19 protein-coding genes are annotated in these 16,886 nt (G+C 73.1%); 5 read left to right on the forward strand and 14 right to left on the reverse strand.

The window, feature by feature from the left end:
- Positions 1 to 31: 31 nt before the first annotated feature.
- The 3 genes from ACO1BR_RS33580 to ACO1BR_RS33590 all read right to left on the reverse strand — a co-directional run bounded on the left by ACO1BR_RS33580 (position 32) and on the right by ACO1BR_RS33590 (position 1,403).
- Positions 32 to 514 carry an Hsp20/alpha crystallin family protein gene (locus ACO1BR_RS33580; protein ID WP_426798876.1) on the reverse strand — a complete coding sequence of 161 codons (483 nt, stop codon included), beginning with the start codon at positions 512 to 514 and terminating at the stop codon, positions 32 to 34.
- Between the two features lie 97 nt (positions 515 to 611).
- The gene (locus ACO1BR_RS33585) at positions 612 to 800 is read right to left on the reverse strand and encodes a hypothetical protein (protein ID WP_426798877.1); all 189 of its coding nucleotides are present in this window, start codon (positions 798 to 800) and stop codon (positions 612 to 614) included.
- 129 nt (positions 801 to 929) lie between these two features.
- On the reverse strand, positions 930 to 1,403 hold the full coding sequence (locus ACO1BR_RS33590) for an Hsp20/alpha crystallin family protein (protein ID WP_426798878.1): 474 nt from the start codon (positions 1,401 to 1,403) through the stop codon (positions 930 to 932).
- Positions 1,404 to 1,860: 457 nt separating this feature from the next.
- On the opposite strand from ACO1BR_RS33590, the gene ACO1BR_RS33595 reads away from it, so the two are divergent.
- Together ACO1BR_RS33595 and ACO1BR_RS33600 are read left to right on the forward strand one after the other, a co-directional pair.
- Positions 1,861 to 3,210 (forward strand): hypothetical protein, encoded by a 1,350-nt coding sequence (locus ACO1BR_RS33595; protein ID WP_426798879.1) that lies wholly within the window; start codon positions 1,861 to 1,863, stop codon positions 3,208 to 3,210.
- Between the two features lie 79 nt (positions 3,211 to 3,289).
- A complete protein-coding gene (locus ACO1BR_RS33600) occupies positions 3,290 to 3,709 on the forward strand; it encodes an SHOCT domain-containing protein (protein WP_426798880.1) in 420 nt (139 codons plus the stop codon).
- Between the two features lie 51 nt (positions 3,710 to 3,760).
- Here ACO1BR_RS33600 and ACO1BR_RS33605 read toward each other — a convergent pair whose 3' ends face one another.
- Together ACO1BR_RS33605 and ACO1BR_RS33610 are read right to left on the reverse strand one after the other, a co-directional pair.
- Positions 3,761 to 4,261, reverse strand: coding sequence for a pyridoxamine 5'-phosphate oxidase family protein (locus ACO1BR_RS33605; RefSeq protein ID WP_426798881.1), 501 nt, complete (start codon positions 4,259 to 4,261; stop codon positions 3,761 to 3,763).
- A complete protein-coding gene (locus ACO1BR_RS33610; protein ID WP_426798882.1) occupies positions 4,258 to 5,598 on the reverse strand; it encodes a globin domain-containing protein in 1,341 nt (446 codons plus the stop codon). Before ACO1BR_RS33610 ends, ACO1BR_RS33605 begins: the two co-directional genes overlap by 4 nt.
- A gap of 292 nt (positions 5,599 to 5,890) precedes the next feature.
- Here ACO1BR_RS33610 and ACO1BR_RS33615 point away from each other — a divergent pair, with 292 nt between their 5' ends.
- A complete protein-coding gene (locus tag ACO1BR_RS33615; RefSeq protein ID WP_426798883.1) occupies positions 5,891 to 6,598 on the forward strand; it encodes a response regulator in 708 nt (235 codons plus the stop codon).
- 18 nt (positions 6,599 to 6,616) lie between these two features.
- Here ACO1BR_RS33615 and ACO1BR_RS33620 read toward each other — a convergent pair whose 3' ends face one another.
- Complete coding sequence (locus tag ACO1BR_RS33620) at positions 6,617 to 8,224, reverse strand: GAF domain-containing protein (protein WP_426798938.1); 1,608 nt, start codon at positions 8,222 to 8,224, stop codon at positions 6,617 to 6,619.
- Positions 8,225 to 8,519: 295 nt separating this feature from the next.
- Here ACO1BR_RS33620 and ACO1BR_RS33625 point away from each other — a divergent pair, with 295 nt between their 5' ends.
- Positions 8,520 to 8,843 carry a putative quinol monooxygenase gene (locus ACO1BR_RS33625; protein WP_426798884.1) on the forward strand — a complete coding sequence of 108 codons (324 nt, stop codon included), beginning with the start codon at positions 8,520 to 8,522 and terminating at the stop codon, positions 8,841 to 8,843.
- A 47-nt stretch (positions 8,844 to 8,890) separates the two neighbouring features.
- On the opposite strand, the gene ACO1BR_RS33630 is transcribed toward ACO1BR_RS33625, so the two are convergent.
- The 5 genes from ACO1BR_RS33630 to ACO1BR_RS33650 form a co-directional block, all read right to left on the reverse strand.
- Entirely contained in the window at positions 8,891 to 9,466 is a 576-nt protein-coding gene (locus tag ACO1BR_RS33630; RefSeq protein WP_426798885.1) for a hypothetical protein, read from the reverse strand.
- A gap of 151 nt (positions 9,467 to 9,617) precedes the next feature.
- Complete coding sequence (locus ACO1BR_RS33635; RefSeq protein ID WP_426798886.1) at positions 9,618 to 10,238, reverse strand: L-threonylcarbamoyladenylate synthase; 621 nt, start codon at positions 10,236 to 10,238, stop codon at positions 9,618 to 9,620.
- A 191-nt stretch (positions 10,239 to 10,429) separates the two neighbouring features.
- Entirely contained in the window at positions 10,430 to 11,275 is an 846-nt protein-coding gene (locus tag ACO1BR_RS33640) for an NAD(P)H-binding protein (protein ID WP_426798887.1), read from the reverse strand.
- Positions 11,276 to 11,697: 422 nt separating this feature from the next.
- Positions 11,698 to 12,408 (reverse strand): SDR family NAD(P)-dependent oxidoreductase, encoded by a 711-nt coding sequence (locus ACO1BR_RS33645; RefSeq protein ID WP_426798888.1) that lies wholly within the window; start codon positions 12,406 to 12,408, stop codon positions 11,698 to 11,700.
- A gap of 138 nt (positions 12,409 to 12,546) precedes the next feature.
- Positions 12,547 to 13,800 (reverse strand): SUKH-4 family immunity protein, encoded by a 1,254-nt coding sequence (locus ACO1BR_RS33650; RefSeq protein ID WP_426798889.1) that lies wholly within the window; start codon positions 13,798 to 13,800, stop codon positions 12,547 to 12,549.
- Between the two features lie 220 nt (positions 13,801 to 14,020).
- Between ACO1BR_RS33650 and ACO1BR_RS33655 the strand changes: the two genes are divergently transcribed.
- Positions 14,021 to 14,173 (forward strand): hypothetical protein, encoded by a 153-nt coding sequence (locus ACO1BR_RS33655; RefSeq protein WP_426798890.1) that lies wholly within the window; start codon positions 14,021 to 14,023, stop codon positions 14,171 to 14,173.
- A gap of 18 nt (positions 14,174 to 14,191) precedes the next feature.
- On the opposite strand, the gene ACO1BR_RS33660 is transcribed toward ACO1BR_RS33655, so the two are convergent.
- From ACO1BR_RS33660 to ACO1BR_RS33670, 3 genes are read right to left on the reverse strand one after another with little or no spacing between them, the layout of a single operon-like run.
- Positions 14,192 to 15,535: a beta-ketoacyl-[acyl-carrier-protein] synthase family protein gene (locus ACO1BR_RS33660; protein ID WP_426798891.1), complete on the reverse strand. Its 1,344-nt coding sequence runs from the start codon at positions 15,533 to 15,535 to the stop codon at positions 14,192 to 14,194.
- Positions 15,532 to 15,786: an acyl carrier protein gene (locus tag ACO1BR_RS33665; protein ID WP_426798892.1), complete on the reverse strand. Its 255-nt coding sequence runs from the start codon at positions 15,784 to 15,786 to the stop codon at positions 15,532 to 15,534. Before ACO1BR_RS33665 ends, ACO1BR_RS33660 begins: the two co-directional genes overlap by 4 nt.
- A complete protein-coding gene (locus ACO1BR_RS33670; protein ID WP_426798893.1) occupies positions 15,759 to 16,886 on the reverse strand; it encodes a beta-ketoacyl-ACP synthase III in 1,128 nt (375 codons plus the stop codon). The genes ACO1BR_RS33665 and ACO1BR_RS33670 overlap by 28 nt, the downstream gene beginning before the upstream one ends.

The raw sequence follows: 16,886 nt of genomic DNA on the forward strand, positions 1-16,886 counted from the left end.
CCCGCCCCGGTACGACGGGCACCGTCCGGTGTCATGTCGTGATGTCGATGTGCCGCGGTGTCGCGGCCCGGGCCTTGGGGATGGTCACCGTCAGCACCCCGTCGTTGAGGTTCGCCTTGACGTCGTCGGCCTTCACGTCGACCGGGAGCGTCGAGCGGTACTCGAACCGGCCGGTGCGGCGAGTGCTCCGGCGCAGCACGCCCTTGCCCTCGCACTCCTTGTACTCGCCGCTGATGCGCAGTTCCCGGTTGGTGATCTCGACGTCGATGCCGTCCCGCTCCACCCCGGGCAGTTCCGCCTCGACGACATAGGCGTCATCGGTCTCGTGCAGGTCCGCGAGCGGCGCCCAGTGGGTCCGTTCCCCCAGCGCGGGGACACCGCCCGCGGTCTCCAGCAGATGGCTCATCCGCTCGTACAGGTCGTCGAACTCCGCGGCTATCGGCTCGCCCCATTGCAGGGAGGGCAGAGCCCTTTCCAGCAGGCTGCCGGTCCGGCGTCGCACGGGCATGTTCATCGCGGTCACCTCCGCGAAACGACTGCATGGGTACGGTTCCATGCTGCGCGCCCCGGCCCCGCCCGGCGACTTCGAACTCCCGTCGGCGGGCGCGGCGTCAGCCGAAGAGCCGGCGTACCCGGATGGTGTGGACGGGCCGCTTGGCACCGTGGTGCAGGGGCAGCCGCGCCCCCGGGCAGCCGCCGTCCCCCTCGGCCGGGTCCGCGCACTTCTCGTGTACGGCCGGCTTCCGCGGGTGGTACCGCCGCGCCGGCTTACTGCGTCGCGCCGTCTTCTTGCGTCCCATCGGGTTCCGTCCCCTCGTGCCCCTGGCCGGCCCGCGCTCCCGTATCCGGTGGGCATACGGGAGCCGGGTCAACGGGTGGACGCGGTACGGCGGGATCCGGGGCGCACCCGCCGTTCGCCGCCGGGTGGTTCAGTCCTGAATCCTGATGTGCCGCGGCTTGGCGGGCTGCGCCTTCGGGATCGTGACGGTGAGGACGCCGTCGGTGAGCGAGGCGGTGACGTCTTCGGATTTCACGTCCACCGGCAGCAGCGCCCGGTACTCGAACTTGCCGGTGGGGCGGCCCCGGTGCCGCGGTACGCCTTCCCGTCCGCACTCCTTCAACTCTCCCGAGATGGAGACCTCGTGCTCGCCGACCGTGACGTCGATGCCCTCGCGCTGTATGCCGGGCAGTTCGCATTCGACCAGGTACGCCTCGTCGGTCTCGTGCAGGTCGGCGGGCGGGGCCCAGGCGACCGTCTCGGTCAGGGACGGTGTGAGGGAGGCCGACTGGAGGAACCGGCTCATCCGGTCAAACAGTTCCTCGAACTCGGCCGCCATCGGCTCGGGCCAGCGGAGCCCGTGCTCCAGCAGGCTCCCCGGCCGGTGTCGTATGGGCAGATTCATCGCGCTGCACCTCCTCGGACGGGCCGCAGAACGGCGTTGCCGCCTGCCGCTCCCTCCTTGTCGCTTCCTCCTCTGGCCGTGCTGCTTCTTCCATGCTGGCCATCCCCGGCACACCCGGCGACTCGGACCGGCGCCAACCCCGGGGTGGGACACCGAGCGAAATGACGGTGCGTCAGATTGCGCCCGGGTTCCGGCGCCGCGTCGCGCGGCGGTAGCGGACCGCGGCGCGGCGATCGACCTCGGCCGGATCACGCACCGCGGCGGGCAGGTCACTTGCGGTGGTACCGGGTCACCTGCCGTGGCAGCGGGTGACCCGTCGTAGTGCCGGCCGGCGGGCCCCGATCCCGCGTGCGGCCGTGGGCCGCCCCTGCCACGCTGGAACGGAGGGGTTCCGGGGCGGCGTACCCCTGGGCGGCGTGCCGGCGCCTCGGCCCGGTCCTCGTACGAGGGAGGAAGGATGGCTGCGTCCGCCGGCCCCGGTGACCACGGCGCCCCGCGCGACGGCCGCCCCCTGAACGCCGCCGAACGCGAGGAGTACGAGCGGCTGCGCGGCGCCGCGGCACTGCACCACCGGAGGCTGCGCTACGCGAGCGCCTCGGTACTCCTGATCGTGGCCTTCCTGCTCGCGCCGCTGGCGGTGGTGGCGGCGTGGGTGAACAACGAGGTGACGGACACCGGCCGATACGTGCAGACGGTCGCACCGCTCGCCTCCGACCCGGCCGTGCAGAACGCGCTGACCGACCGCCTCACCAACAGGGTGGTCGACGCCGTCGACGTACCCGCCCTCACCGCCTCGCTCGCCAAGGCCCTCGACCGCGCCGGCGCCCCGCCCCTGGTGGTCGACCACTCCCAGGCGCTGGCGGAGCCGCTCAAGAACGCCCTGACCGGCGCCGTCCGCACCGTCGTGACCAAGGTGGTGAAGAGCGGCGAGTTCCGTGACGTGTGGCGGAGCGCCAACCGCGTCGCCCACGCGAACGTCGTGAACGTCCTCACCGGCGAGGGCAACCGCGCCATGCAGGCCAAGGGCGACACCATCGTCCTGAACATCGGCACCGTCGTGGACCACGTCAAACAGCGGCTGGTCGACCACGGCTACCGGGCGGCGGCGAAGATCCCCGACATCGACAAGACGATCCCGCTGCTCCAGGTCGACAAGCTCAACAAGGCGCAGAGCGCCATGCGGCTGCTGGACATCGTCGGCAACTGGCTGCCCGTCACGGCGATCGGCCTCGCCGCCCTCGCGGTCTGGGCCGCGCCCGCTCACCGCGTCGCCCTGATGACCGCGGCGATCGGCGTCGGCGTCATGATGGTCGCGCTGCTCATCGGCCTCGCCGTGGCGCGCCAGGTCTACCTGGACTCCGTACCGCCCACCACGCTCCCGCGGAACGCCGCCGCCGCGATCTACGACACCCTGGTGCGCTTCCTGCGCCTGAGCACCCGCACCGTTCTGGTCGTCGCGGTGATCACGGCACTGGCCGGCTACCTCTACGGCCCCGGGCGCGGCGCCCGGTTCCTGCGCGCGGCGATCGCCCGCGGCACCGGAGCCGCCGGCCGCGCCCTGGCCCGCGCCGGGTGGGACACCGGAGCGTTCGGCCGCCGGCTGGCCGCCCGCCGCCGCTGGACCACGGGCGTGGTCATCGCCGCCGGTGCGCTGACCCTGTTCCTGTGGAACTACCCCACCCCGGGGGTGGTGGCGCTGGTCCTGGGCCTGGTCGTGCTCGTCCTGATCCTCCTCGGCATCCTCGCCGCCGCCGGAACACGCGCCCCACCCGCCGCCGCACCACCCCCATCAGGCGGTGCCCGATGAGGCGCCGGGCACCGCGCGGGAGGGCGCGGCGGCACACACGCCCTGTCACCACCCTCACGGTACGAACAGGAGAGAAACAATGGTCGGTTACGTGAATCTGGCCTACGACTACCCGGTTCTCGGGGCCTTCTGGACAGCGATGTGGGTCTTCCTGTGGGTGATGTGGGTCATCCTGCTCTTCCGCATCATCGCCGACATCTTCCGCGACGACACCATGAGCGGCTGGGCCAAGACCGGGTGGCTGCTCCTCGTGCTGGTGCTGCCCTTCCTCGGCGTCTTCATCTACGTCTGCGCCCGGGGCCACGGCATGGGCAGACGCGAACGGCAGCAGGCGCAGGAACAGCGCGACGAGTTCGAGCGGTACATCCGCGAGACGGCGGGCGGCGGGGCCACCGGCGTCAGCGAAGTGGACCAGCTCGCCAAGCTCTCCGACATCCGCGCCCGGGGCGACATCTCCGACGAGGAGTTCAGCCGCGCCAAGGAGAAGATCCTGCACTGACCGCCGACCGCACCCGACGCGCACGAACGCCCCCGCCCGGACGCCGCATGGTCATACGGCTCCCCCGGTCCCCTCTCTCCGGGAGAGCCGCAGGCCGGTGACCAGGTCCGGGCGGATGCGCAGTGCGTATTCCATCCGGTGGTCCGTCCAGGGATGGAGCAGTGCCTGATAGTGCGCCAGGTCGTCGGGGTCCGTCACGAGATGGCAGTAGCCGGTGACCACGACGCTCCAACCGCAGTGCGTGGCGGGGTCGATGGCGTCGGCCTCGTAGGCGACGACGATGCCCCCGCCGTCCGGCTGCCCGGTCAGCGCCGTCGCCAAAGCCGCGCCCTCATGGGTGCGGATGATGACCTCGCCGTGGTGCAGGAGGTGGTTCACCGGGCGGATGGCCGGGAGCGCGTCCTGGGTGAAGACGATCCTGCCCAGCGACACGCTGCCCAGCAGCCGCAGCGCCTCCCCGCGGTCCAGTTCGGTGCTGCGGCGCGACGCCTCGGCGTCCGCCCAGGCCGCTCGCCGGTCCTCGGCGGTGTGCCGGTCGGCCGGGTCCGTCATCGTGTGCTCCTGGTCGCCTCGCCGGCCGGCGTCACCGGGAGCACTGTCGTGCGGTCGTCCGCCGGGGCGAAGACCTCGGGCACCGGGTCATGGCGGATCCGCCCGGCCGGCACACCGGCCGCGGTCAGCCGCGCCACCGTGGCCCCCACCATGGCGGCCGGACCGCTGACGAAGGCGCGGTGGCCGGTCCACGGGCCACCACGGGCCACCGCCTCGGCCAGTGGCCCGTAGGCGCTCGGGGCCCGGTCCTCGTCGAGGACCCGGACCACCCGCAGCCACCGGTGCCGTACCGGCAGCCGGGAGAGCAACCCGGCGTCGTACAGCTCGGCCCGGCTGCGGGCGCCGACGAAGAGGTGTACCCGGCCGGCGGGTTGCCCGGGGTCGCCCCCGGCTGCGCGACGGCCGGACCGCTCCTCCAGGAGCGCCTTGACGGGGGCCCATCCCGTACCGCCGGCCACCATCAGCAGGTCGCCCGAGAAGTCCGCGTCGTCGAGCGTCATCGTGCCGTGCGCGGGGCCCAGCCGGAGCAGGTCGCCGACCCGGGTGCCGGACACCAGGGCCTCGCTCACCCCACCGCGGGCGGTCTGCCGGACGTGGAACTCCACCTCGTGATCGGGCCGCGGCGCGCAGGCGAGGGAGTACTGCCGCCACGCCTGGGGCATCAGCGGCGACTCGACCGCCGCGTACTGCCCGGCCCGGTACGGGTACGGCTCGTGCATCCGCACCCGGACCACGGCGAGGTCCGGGCGACGTAACTGATGTGCCGTCACTGCCCCCTGCCAGCAAGGGGGTTCGGCGAGGGCGGCATCGGCCCCCTCGACCATCGACGCGACGGCGAAGCGCAGCATCCGCACCCATGCCTGCTCCACGGCCTCGGCCCAGCGCGGTCCGGCGGTGCGCCGCAGCGCCGCGCACAGCGCGGCCTCGAACGCCTCGTAGTGCACCGGACGCACCCCGAGCTTGCGGTGGTCGTGGCCGAGTTGACGGAAGTAGGCGGCCACCTCGTCCGGCCGGTGCAGATTCTCGATCAGGTACCAGAAGGCCCGCGCCAGGTGCGCGCGCTGGAAGTCCATCGACGCCGGGAACAGCGACCGCAGGTAGGGCCAGCGGGCGAACATCTCCTCGTAGAGGTGGCCTATGAGGTCCCCGAAGGGCGTCACCAGGTCCAGATACTGCGTGATCAGGCGCTGATCGGCCGCGCCGTCGTAGGAGGCCGCAGCCGACCGGGGCCGCGGGACCTGCCCGGGTGCGAGGATCTGCCGCCGCAGCCGCATCGCGTCGTGCCGGGCGAGCAGGGCGTGGTACTCGTCGCCGACGGTGGCCGGGAACGATTGCATGGAGCGGACCTCCTGACAGGACGGCGGGCGGCCGGTGCGCTACCGCAGCGGTGCGGCCCCTCCGAGGAAAGGGGTGGTCAGTATGGCAACGCACCGTTGTGCCCGAAGGGCCCTGCTCCCCCAGGGCCGTTCGGCCCTTTCGCCGGCCCCCGCCCGGTAGGAGCCTCGTCGCGGGGCCCGGCCCGCTGCGGGCGTGGCAGCCACCTCGGCGATACTGATGTTCCGTCAGGGGCCGGGTCCAAACGCCCCGGCGTCGCAGAAACCCAGCCAAGGAACAGCAGAGCGAGCAGTGATGTCCCAGCCCCCCGCGCCCCCCGCACCGAGCACGCCGCTGCGCGTCTTCATCCTCGACGATCACGAGGTGGTGCGCCGCGGCGTACGGGACCTCCTCGAAGCGGAGGGGGACATCGAGGTCGTGGGCGAGGCGGGCGACGGCCGGCAGGCCCTCGCCCGGGTGCCGGCCGTCCGGCCGCAGGTGGCGGTCCTCGACGTACGGCTCGGCGGCACCGCCGGGCCCGACGGCGACCACGAAGGCATCGAGATCTGCCGGGAGTTACGGGCCCGGATGCCGGAACTGGCCTGCCTGATGCTGACGTCCTTCGACGACGACGAGGCGCTGTTCGACGCCATCATGGCGGGAGCGGCCGGGTATGTCCTCAAGCAGATCGACGGCTCGGCGCTGGTGCAGGCGGTACGCACCCTCGCGGCGGGCGGCTCGACACTGGATCCGCGCACCGCGACACGGGTGATGGCGCGGCTGCGCGGCCCGAGCCGGGCACCCGAGGCGCCGCCGTCCGAACTCGACCGGCTCTCGGCGCGCGAACGCGAGGTGCTGGACCTGATCGGCGAGGGTCTGACCAACCGCCAGATCGCCGACCGGCTGTTCCTCGCCGAGAAGACCGTCAAGAACCGGGTCTCGTCCATCCTGTCCAAACTGGGGGTGGGCCGCCGGGTGCAGGCCGCGATGGTCGCCGAACGGCTCCGGGAACCCCGCGACTGACCATCCCCTCCCGGCCGGTCAGGCGGGCAGCGGCACGCACCACACGATCCGGGTGCCGCCGCCGGCGGGCGACTCCACCGCCAGCCGGCCGCCGTGTATCTCGGCCCGGGCCCGCATGTTGGCCAGACCGCCGGTATGCGGTGCGGGCCCCACCCCCACCCCGTCGTCCGTCACCGTCAGTGTCACCGCCTCCGCCGCGGTCAGCTCCACGTCGAGGCGCCGGGCGCGGGCGTGCCGGGCGGCGTTGCTCAGGGCTTCCGCGGCGACCGCCACGACATGCTGGGCCAGCTCGTCCGGGACGGCGCTGTCCACCGGCCCGTCGATCCGCAGTGCGGGGGCGAAGCCGAGCGGTTGGGCGGCTCGTTGCACGGCATCGGTGAGGTCCCGGCGCAGGCTCCGGCCCGCCCTGCCCTCTCCGGTGGTACGCAGTTCGAAGATGGTGGACCGGATGATCTTGATCGTGGTGTCCAGGTCGTTGACCGCCCGGCCGACCCGTTCGGCCGCCTCGGGCCGCTCGATCAGCCGGGTCGCGCTCTGCAGCGTGATACCGGTGGCGAACAGCCGCTGAATGGCCAGATCGTGCAGGTCCCGGGCTATCCGGTCGCGGTCGTGGAGCACCGCCAGCTCCTCCGACTCGGCGCACCGGCGGGCGAGTTCGAGGGCGATCACGGCCTGGTCCGCGAAGCCCGACAGCAGCCGGACCTCGGTGTCGTCGAACGCGGGCCGGCCCGCCAGCCGGCTCAGCCGCAGCGCCCCGCACCCGGTGTCGACCTGTAACGGGACGGCGATGGCGGGCCCGTACTCCTCCTCGGTCTCCGTGTCCGGGCCGAGCGGGTGGGCGCGCGGGTCGGTGCGCAGATCGGCGGTGACCACGGGCCGTCCGCTGCGCACGGCCATACCGGGCAGCGAGCCGTCGGCCGGCACCCGCAGCCCGGCGATCCGGCTCGCGCCGGCGCCCCGGGCCACCGCGACCGTCAGATCGTCCGCGGACGACTCCGCCGGCAGCAGCACGGCCGCGGAGTCGGCGCCGGCGAACTCCAGGGCCCGCTCGGCGATCAGGTGCAGCACCTCGTCCGCCCCGGTGCCGGACAGCAGGCTGCGGGTGATCTCGCCGAGCGCCTCCAGCCACCGCTCCCGGCGCCGACTCTCGTGGTACATACGGGCGTTGTCGATCGCCACTCCCGCCGCGATGGAGAGGGTGGTCAGCACCGCCTCGTCGTCCGCGTCGAACGAGCCGCCGCCCCGCTTCTCGGTGAGGTAGAGGTTGCCGAACACCTCGTCACGGACCCGGACCGGCACCCCCAGGAAGGTGCGCATCGGCGGATGGTGGTCCGGAAAGCCGTAACTGCGCGGGTGCGTGGTCAGGTCGTCGAGCCGCAGCGGTACGGGGTGGCGGATCAGCTCGCCGAGGATGCCTCGGCCGCACGGTGTCCGGCCGATCTGTCCGATGAGTTCGTCGGACATGCCCACGGGCAGGAACCGCGACAGCTGCCCGTCGTCGACGACGCCGAGCGCCCCGTACTCCGCGTCGGCGAGGGTGACCGCCGCCTCCACGATCCCACGCAGCACCTGCGGAAGTTCGAGCCCCCGCCCCAGGCTCATCACCGCGTCGAGCAGGCTGTGCATCCGGTCCGGCTCGCGAAGGTGCGGCCCTCGCGCGGCCGGCGCGTGCTGCGGCGATGCGGACATGACCGTACTGCTCCCCAGGTGCCCGGTGACTGACCTGCGCAGCGTACGTGATCATGGCGACCGCCCCGCCGGGCGACGGCGTGGACCGGCCACCCCCGGCGGTCGCCCCGCAGTGGCGCGGGCCAATCGACCGCGGCGGAACCCGAGCACCGCCTCGTCACCGGCAAGGGCATGGCCCTCCGCACCTCAGGGGCGAATGCGCGAGAAACGGCAAATCGCTTACAGTACCCGGATGATCTTTATCGTTGTGAAGTTTCCCGTGAAGCCCGAATACGCCGAGGAGTGGCCCGCGAAGGTCGACGCTTTCACCCGGGCCACCCGTGACGAACCCGGCAACCTGTGGTTCGAGTGGTCCCGCAGCCTCGCGGACCCCCACACCTATGTGCTGGTAGAGGCATTCAAGGACGATGCGGCCGAGGCGCATGTGAACTCCGACCACTTCCGCGCGGGCCTGGAGCAGATGCGTCCGCTGCTGCGCCGTACGCCCGAGATCGTGAGCACCACCATCGAGGGCGCGACCGGCTGGAGCGCGATGGGCGAGTTGGTCATCGACTGACCGCCGCGTCGACCGACGGCGAACGGGCCCCTTCGGGGCCCGTCCCCTCATACGACCGTCTGGTCCCCGTCGGGCACGTCCTGGACCGTCACCTTCGCCGGCGGCTGGCCGAGTCCCTCCGCCACCGCCCTCGCCAGCCCCCCGGGATCGGGGCTGGCCGGTACGGGCACCTGCTCGCCCTCCGGGTAGCTCTCGATCGCCCTGGTGAAGTAGCCGGGGTCCCACGCCCCGACGGCGCCCCGTACCTCCACGGCGCGCACCGCCCGCGACCCGATCCGCTGCCGGACGGCGGCCAGGATCCGGTCCGAGCGGTACTCCCCCGGCACCTGGAACAGGCTGGCGTGCGCACCGACCTTCGCACCGTCCTGGAGGCGGACGGTCACCGTCAGACAGCTGGTCACCGCGGGGTAGACGACGGTGCCTCCGGGGCCGACCTCGCCCACCTGCCCCTCAGTGATCCGCACACTGGCGGCGGGCGACGTCACCGGAGCCGGGACGCGCGCGCTCGCGGCGGCCGGCTGCGCCTGCGCCATGACGAGGAGACCGGCGGCACCGAGGTGCAGGGCCAGCAGGAAGGCCGCGGCGGACGGCGGGACGCCGCCGACGACCCGCTCCTCCGCCAACACCCCTCCCCTGGCTACCGGTTGAGTCTCCCGAAGCCCCCGTCGCCGCCGTCGTGCATACCCCCGCGCCGCCATGCTGCGTCCGCTCCCCATCGCACTGCCATCCCGTTCTCGTCCCGCCGCCACGCCCGGTGGCGCAACCGTCCGCACGCTACTCGAACCGCGCGGTGTCCCCCGCCCCGCGGCGTACGATCTCGGCCTCGCCGCCCGAGAAGTCGATGACCGTGGTCGGCTCGGTGCCGCAGTCGCCGGAGTCGAGCACCGCGTCGATCACATGGTCGAGCCGCTCCTTGATCTCCCAGCCCTGCGTCAGCGGCTCTTCCTCGTCCGGCAGGAGGAGGGTGCTGGAGAGCAGCGGCTCACCGAGTTCGGCGAGCAGCGCCTGGACGACGGCATGGTCCGGGATCCGGACGCCGACCGTCTTCTTCTTCGCGTGCAGCAGCTGGCGCGGCACTTCCTTCGTGGCGGGCAGAATGAAGGTGTAGCGCCCGGGCGTCGCCGCCTTGATCGCGCGGAACACATCGTTGTCGATGTGCACGAACTGGCCCAGCTGCGCGAAGTTCTGGCAGACGAGAGTGAAGTGGTGACGGTCGTCGAGGTTCCGGATCGACCGGATCCGGTCGATGCCGTCGCGGCTGCCCAGCTGGCATCCCAGAGCGAAACAGGAGTCCGTCGGATACGCGACGAGGGCGCCGGAGCGGATGCTCTCGGCCACCGTGCTGATCGTGCGCCGATGTGGGTTCTCGGGGTGGACGTCGAAGTACTTCGCCATCCGCCGAGTCTAGGTGATCGGCAGGCACCGGACGGTGGGCGCCGGGCCGCCGCTCATCCGTCCAGCCGGGACAGGCCGGCTGACGGCCGGCCCCGCGCCTTCGCCCGTCCCCGCCTTTCCCCGCCCCTTCCCTCGGTCCGCTCCCCACCGTCCGCTCTCCAGTGCCCGCTCTCCACTGCCCGTTGCCGGTCCTACCGGAAGGCGGCGATGTGGCGATGGGCCCAGTCGGCGAAGGTGCGGGGAGCGCGGCCGAGGACCCGCTCGATGTCGGGGCTGATCCGCCGCTCGGCGGAGGTGGGCCTGCCGAGGATGTCGAGGGTGGTTTCGGCGACCGGTTCGGGCAGGAACCGCAGCATCTGCGCCCGCGCCTCGTCCCGCGTCTGCTCGACGAAGCGCACCCGTTCACCGAGCGCCTCGCCGAGCGACGCGGCCTGCTGCCGCGGCGTGACGAGTTCCGGTCCGGTCAACTCGTAGGCACGCCCGGCATGCCCCTCGTCGCACAGCGCCACGGCGGCGACCTCGGCGATGTCGGCCGGGTCGACGGTGGGCAGGCCGACATCTCCGAACGGGGCGGCCACGGTACGCCGGGCACGCACCGACTCGGCCCAGGCGTAGGCGTTCGAATCGAACCCGCCGGGCCGAAGGATGGTCCATTCCGCGCCCGACCGCCGGACGGCGTCCTCCCTGGAGCGGCCGATGTCCCCGTGGGAGGCGGACTCCGGCCGGGTGACGACGCCCTGGGAGGACAGCAGCACGACGCGCCCCACTCCGCAGGCCCGTACGACATCGAGGAGGTCCCGCGGGCTGAACGGTCGGACGCTGCCGCCGCCGTCGTGGAGAAAGAGCGCATCGGCACCGTCGAGAACGGGCCGCAGGCTCTCCGGGTCGGTCAGATCCGCCCGCCGGTGCCGAATGCCGTCGGGCACAGCTGCTTCGGAGACCCCGCGGGACACCGCCGTCACCTTCTCCCCCGCCAAGGCGAGCGCCTGCACCAGCGGACGCCCCACATTGCCGGTCGCTCCGGTCACTACGATCACGACTAACTCCCCTGTAATACCTGGTAATTGACGCCCGATCGGGCCAGGTCGCAGGCGGTGGGACAGGACCCGCCCCGCCGCGACGCACGGACGCTAACACCGCCGGGACAGTAGGTACCCAGGAGAAAGTGACTGAGCAGAGGGGAAGCGGTCCGACCGCGCGGGCGGCGTGCCGGCGGTCCGCCGGACGGGGTCGGGCCGGCAGCCTCGGGATCGGCAGCGCGGCATCTCGTGACGGACGGGTCACCGGCCGGCATCGCGCGCCGGATGCAGGGGTCCAAACCGGCTGCGCGTCGTGGGGCCGGTGTCCGGGCGTTCGCAGGCGCATCGGACGGCGGCGCGCAGGGAGTTCTCCGGGGCGCCGGTGTGGTGACGGCCGACCGTTGCGGAGGGCGAAGCCGCACAAGCCGCAGGCGCCGGCCTCAGTGCCCCCAGGACCCTCCGCCGTCCACCTCCATGATGTGACCGGTTATGGACTTGGCATCGGGCGAGGTGAGGAAGTTCACGACCGCGGCGACCTCGGCGGTCTGGATCAGGCGCTTGGTGCGGGTCCGGGCGACGAGCTGCCGCTGGAACTCCTCCGGCAGGGAGCGGTACATGGGCGTGTCGGTGGGTCCCGGGCAGATGACGTTCACGGTGACGCCGTACTCGGCGACCTCCTCGGCCAGCCCCCTGGCGAAGCCCAACTGGCCCGCCTTGGACGCCGCGTAGTTGGTCTGGGTGGCGCCGCCCGCCAGGGCCAGGGCGGACGACATCACGATGATGCGGCCGGCCCGTCGCTCCTTCATGCTCCGGCAGGCGCGCCGGGCGACCTTCATCGTGCCGGTCAGGTTGACGTCGATGACCCGGTCCCACTGCTCATCGGTCATCTCCTCAAGGAAGTTGTTGGCGATGACGCCCGCGTTGGCGACCAGGACATCCACCTCTCCCAGCTCCTGCTCGACGCGCGTGAACGCACGATCGACCTCATCGGTCCTGGTCACATCGCACCGGATCGGCAGGAGACCGGGGAGCTTCGGCGCTTCGGTGGTCAGATGGGTGATGGCGACCTTGTTGCCCAGGGACAGCTGGTGCTCGGCGATGGCCAGGCCGATGCCGCGGGACCCGCCGGTCACCAGAACTACTCGGGACATGGGTATGCGCTCCTTGCTCTCGGTAGAGGTGCTGTGGGTGAGTATCAGCCACCCGGAGACATAACCGACAGCCGGGTATGGTTTCCGGTTGTCACGCGCTGTCCACTGCCTCTCCGCCCCTGACCCGTCGGACAGGGCCTAGCAGAGGAGCCCGCCGGTGTGGTCGTCCTCCGCCAGTTGCCGCCACGAGTGCCGGGAGGTGGCGAACGCCTCCGGATCGATGTCCCGGACCATGTCGTCGACCACGTTGACCAGCAGGGACGCCGGGGTGAACACCGCCCACCCGCCGGGCTGTCCGCCGGCTCCCAGGTCCCATCGGGCCCACTCCGCGTGCAACCGCCCGTAGGTCCAGCAGGCGTACAGCAGGGCCGACACGTCCCGGTGGAGATACGCCGCGGGGTCGCCGTCGTCGTACCAGTCCGGGAGTTCGACGCGGCCGGTCGCGCCGTCCAGGGCTATCGCGAGGTCGTGCGGCCACCAGCCCAGGGAGAGGAAGTTCTGCTGGTGGTCGCGGCGCGGCGGATCGTCGCCGTCGGTGCGGAGGGTGTCGTCGACCCGGTCGCCGTAGACATCGGGATGGGCCTCGGCCATCGTGCGCAGCGGCCCCTCATGCGGGGTGAAGAGGTCGGTGTCGCAGGGCAGTCCGATCTCGGTGAGCAGACGGCGGGTCGGCTCATGGGTGAGCTGGGGCGGCAGCTCGTCCGGGGTGAAGCGACGGACCCGGCCGTCGTCGCCGATCTCCGCGACGAGTTCGGGGCAAAGGACGTAGGCCAGTTCACCGGCAGCTCCCGGCTTCGCGCCCCAGTGCAGGGTGCGGATCAGCAGCGCCGTCGGCCAGTGGGCGGGCGGGGTCGGCCCGGCGAACAGCTCCGGGTCGATCCGCCGCATCCGTTCCTCGGCGCGCCTGCGCACCTCGGCGACGACCGCCGGACCGCGGCGCCCTCCGTACGGATCGGGGTCGTCCGGCGGGGCCGAGACCGCCTCGATCTCCCGTGCCAGCCCGGCCAGTTCGGGCAGGCCGGACGCCAGGAGGTCGCGATGCCACCCGTCGTACTGCTCCGCCACGAGATACACCCCGCCGCTCGCGCCGTCGAGGGCGAGCTGCGCCTCCCCGTCATAGTCGTCCCCGAGCAGGAGGAGGGAGCCCGGGGTGACGGTCGCGACGCCGGTCTCGCGGGTGGCCCCGTCGCCCCGCAACGGCTTCAGCCGCCTGTCGCGCACCGCCGTGAAGTGGAGACCGGCGGCCTCCTCGGGCAGCCCGTGCGCCACCAGGAACCGCCGGCTCGGCTCATGCGTCAGCCCCGGCGGCAACGTCACCGCATCCCAACGACACCCCCCGGCCCCTCCCGGCGCGCCCGGCCCCGGCCCGCTGCCGCCCCCGTAACCGTTCATGAACTGCCGTCCTCCCCGCCGATGTCGTGAGGTGTCGTCCGTTCGTCCGTCCCCTCACCGACGACACTACGCGGGACCACTGACACAGCACCGGCCGCGGTGCGAGCGGCGCCGGCGGGCGATGCCCGGAGTGTCCGGGCCGCCCGGAGTGCCTAGGCCGCCCGGGGTATCACGGCTCCCCCCGGCGTTCGGGGGCTGCCGGGAGCGGTACACATCGGGCATGACCGATCCTGATCAGTACGCGCGGGTGATGACGTGTGAGGACGCCGCGTACCGGCCGATCGTGCCCGACGGCGGTGCGGATGACTGCCGGGCGCCGACGACCGGTGAGGGTGCGGGTGCGGCGATGGAGGCGGTGGCGGGGGAGCCGTGAGGGCGGGTGCGGCCGGTGTCAGGGGGACGGGGCGGGGTGAGGGACGGGGCGGGTGGGCGGCGGTGGGCCGGCGGGCGGAGTGCCCAGGGGGCGCGGGGCGGGGGTGAAGGCGAGCGCGGTGTTGTGGCCGCCGAAGCCGCAGGAGACGCTCAGGGCGAGGTCGATGCGCTGACTGCGGGCCGCGGGGGCGACCACGTCGAGGACGGCGGTATCGGCCGCGGGGGTGCGGAAGTTGGCCGTGGGCGGGGCGAGTTGGTGCTGCACCGTCAGGACGGTCAGGGCCGCTTCGATGGCTCCGGCCGCGCCCATGGTGTGGCCGAGCACGCCCTTGGCCGAGGTGACGGACGGGCCGTTGGCGCCGAAGAGGCCGCGGAGGGCGGTCGCCTCGGTGCGGTCGTTGAGCGGGGTGCCGGTGCCGTGGGCGTTGATGTGGGCGACGTCGGCCGGAGCCGCGTCGGCATGAACGAGGGCTTGCCGTAGGGCTGCCTGCAGGCCGCGGCCGTCCGGGCGGGGGGCGACCGGGTGGTGGGCGTCGGTGGCCGAGCCGTGCCCGGTGAGCAGGGCCCGGATGGGTGCGCGGCGCGCCGTCGCGTCCGCGGCACGTTCCAGGACCAGTACGCCCGCGCCCTCCGCCAGGACGAAGCCGTCGCGGGTGGCGTCGAAGGGGCGGGAGGCCGTCGGGGGGTCGTCGAGGCGGTGGGAGAGCGCTCCGGCGCGGCCGAAGGCGGTCACGCACAGGGGGGTGATCATGGCGTCGCTGCCGCCCGCGATCGCGATGTCGCAGGCGCCGGCCGCCAGGAGCGTGGCAGCCGTGGCCAGGGCGGTGGCGCCCGAGGCGCAGGCGGTGGCGGTGTGCAGGACCGGGCCGTGCACTCCCAGGTCGATGGCCAGTTGGCCGGCGGCCATGTTGGGGAGGAAGGCCGGCAGGGTGAGGGGGGAGACCGAGCGGTGCCCGCCGGCGAGCAGTTTGCGGTGCTGCCGCTCGTAGGTGCCCACGCCGCCCGCGGCCGACCCCAGCACGAGGGCCACCCGGGCGGCGGGCCAGCCCCGCGACGCGGGGTCGAGGCCCGCGTCGCGGACGGCCTCCCGGGCCGCGATCAGCGCGAAGTGCGTGAACCGGTCGTGGCGCCACGGCTGGACGCCGCCCACCTGCGTACGCGCGTCGAAGCCGGGGACGCGGCAGGAGATGGTGACCGGCAGTCCGGCGAGTTCGGGGTCGGCCGCGGCGGTCGGCCGGCCGGCGCAGACACCCTTCCAGGTGTCGTCCGTGCCGATCCCGGCCGGGGTGACGAGGCCGATCCCGGTGACCGCCAGGGGGGTTGGCGGGAGCACCGATGTCGGGTGGGGCGTGCCGGCCGTCATGGCGCGAGGGTTCCGGACTGTTCGCTCAGCAGGCCGCGTACGGTCCCGGCGAGGTCGTCGAGGGTGGCCTCGGCCGCGGCGTCGTCGTCCAGGTCGATGTGCCAGTGGTCCTGGAGGGTGACGGCGAACTCGACGACGGCGAGGGAGTCGAGGTCCAGGTCGGTGAGGGTGGAGTCGGGGCGGATGGCGTCGGCGGGGACGTCGAACTTCTCGGTGAGCACGGTCATGAGGTGCTGGAGGACATCGTCCATGGCTGCTTCCTTGGGTGCGGTGAGGCGGGGGACTGTTCGGAGGTGGGGCGGGGGTGCGGAGGGTGGTGCCGGGGAGTGGCCGACGGCCAGGTCAGGGCGATCGAGCCCCAGGTGAGGCCGCCGCCGAAGGCGGTCAGGAGGGTGCGGGCACCGGGCGGTACGAGCCCTTGTGCGGCGGTGTCGGCGAGGGCCAGGGGAATCGAGGCGGCGGCGGTGTTGGCGACGTCCTGGATGTTGCCGAAGCGGTGCCGGGGGGCGATGTCGAGCCGGTCGGCGACGGAGTCGAGGATCCGCTGGTTGGCCTGGTGGCCGATGAAGGCCGCGACGGTGTCGGGAGTCCAGCCGGCGCGGTGCAGTGCGGTGCGGGAGGACTCGGTCATACGGCGTACGGCCTGTGCGTAGACGTCGCGGCCCCGCATCCGGAAGTAGCGGTCGTGGCGGGTGAGTTGCTGTGCGGCGAGGGGCATGCGGGAGCCGCCGCCGTTGATGGCGATCAGGTCGCAGCGGGAGCCGTCGGAGCCGAGGTCGGTGGCGATGACGGCGCCCGGCTGCCGGGCGTCCGCGCCGCGCAGGACGACCGCGCCGGCGCCGTCGCCGAAGATGTAGGCGGTGTCGCGGTCGAGGGGGTCGATGATGCTGGAGTAGGTCTCGGCGGCGATGACCAGCGGCCGGGCGCAGGCTCCGCTGAGCAGCAGCGCGGTGGCGAGGGACACCCCGTAGACGAAGCCCGAGCAGACGGCTGCCAGGTCGAAGGCGGGGATGGTGGACAGGCCGAGGCGGTGGGCGACCTCCGGTGCGGTGGCCGGGCAGTGCCGGTCGGGTGTGGTGGTGGCGAGCAGGAGCAGGTCGGGGGGTGGTCCGCCGGCGGATTCGAGGGCGGCGCGGCCCGCGCCGGTGGCGAGGTCCCCGGTGGCGGTTCCGGGGGCGGCGCGGCGGCGGTTGACGATGCCGGTCCGGGAGCGGATCCAGGCGTCGGAGGTCTGCAGGGCCCCCTGGCGCGTCAGCTCCTCGTTGGAGACCACGCGCGGGGGCAGTGAGGAGCCGATGCCGCAGATGGCTGCGGTGCGGCGGGGGTGCGGGGCGGTGCGCTGTCCGGTCAT

The organism is Streptomyces sp. YGL11-2 (genome assembly GCF_050054615.1).
GTDB lineage: Bacteria > Actinomycetota > Actinomycetes > Streptomycetales > Streptomycetaceae > Streptomyces.

Coding starts and splice junctions, on each gene's coding strand:
- ACO1BR_RS33580 (WP_426798876.1), bottom strand. CDS start 514: ATGAACATGCCCGTGCGACGCCGGACCGGCAGCCTGCTGGAAAGGGCT.
- ACO1BR_RS33585 (WP_426798877.1), bottom strand. CDS start 800: ATGGGACGCAAGAAGACGGCGCGACGCAGTAAGCCGGCGCGGCGGTAC.
- ACO1BR_RS33590 (WP_426798878.1), bottom strand. CDS start 1,403: ATGAATCTGCCCATACGACACCGGCCGGGGAGCCTGCTGGAGCACGGG.
- ACO1BR_RS33595 (WP_426798879.1), top strand. CDS start 1,861: ATGGCTGCGTCCGCCGGCCCCGGTGACCACGGCGCCCCGCGCGACGGC.
- ACO1BR_RS33600 (WP_426798880.1), top strand. CDS start 3,290: ATGGTCGGTTACGTGAATCTGGCCTACGACTACCCGGTTCTCGGGGCC.
- ACO1BR_RS33605 (WP_426798881.1), bottom strand. CDS start 4,261: ATGACGGACCCGGCCGACCGGCACACCGCCGAGGACCGGCGAGCGGCC.
- ACO1BR_RS33610 (WP_426798882.1), bottom strand. CDS start 5,598: ATGCAATCGTTCCCGGCCACCGTCGGCGACGAGTACCACGCCCTGCTC.
- ACO1BR_RS33615 (WP_426798883.1), top strand. CDS start 5,891: ATGTCCCAGCCCCCCGCGCCCCCCGCACCGAGCACGCCGCTGCGCGTC.
- ACO1BR_RS33620 (WP_426798938.1), bottom strand. CDS start 8,224: ATGCACAGCCTGCTCGACGCGGTGATGAGCCTGGGGCGGGGGCTCGAA.
- ACO1BR_RS33625 (WP_426798884.1), top strand. CDS start 8,520: ATGATCTTTATCGTTGTGAAGTTTCCCGTGAAGCCCGAATACGCCGAG.
- ACO1BR_RS33635 (WP_426798886.1), bottom strand. CDS start 10,238: ATGGCGAAGTACTTCGACGTCCACCCCGAGAACCCACATCGGCGCACG.
- ACO1BR_RS33645 (WP_426798888.1), bottom strand. CDS start 12,408: ATGTCCCGAGTAGTTCTGGTGACCGGCGGGTCCCGCGGCATCGGCCTG.
- ACO1BR_RS33650 (WP_426798889.1), bottom strand. CDS start 13,800: ATGAACGGTTACGGGGGCGGCAGCGGGCCGGGGCCGGGCGCGCCGGGA.
- ACO1BR_RS33655 (WP_426798890.1), top strand. CDS start 14,021: ATGACCGATCCTGATCAGTACGCGCGGGTGATGACGTGTGAGGACGCC.
- ACO1BR_RS33660 (WP_426798891.1), bottom strand. CDS start 15,535: ATGACGGCCGGCACGCCCCACCCGACATCGGTGCTCCCGCCAACCCCC.
- ACO1BR_RS33665 (WP_426798892.1), bottom strand. CDS start 15,786: ATGGACGATGTCCTCCAGCACCTCATGACCGTGCTCACCGAGAAGTTC.
- ACO1BR_RS33670 (WP_426798893.1), bottom strand. CDS start 16,886: ATGACCGGACAGCGCACCGCCCCGCACCCCCGCCGCACCGCAGCCATC.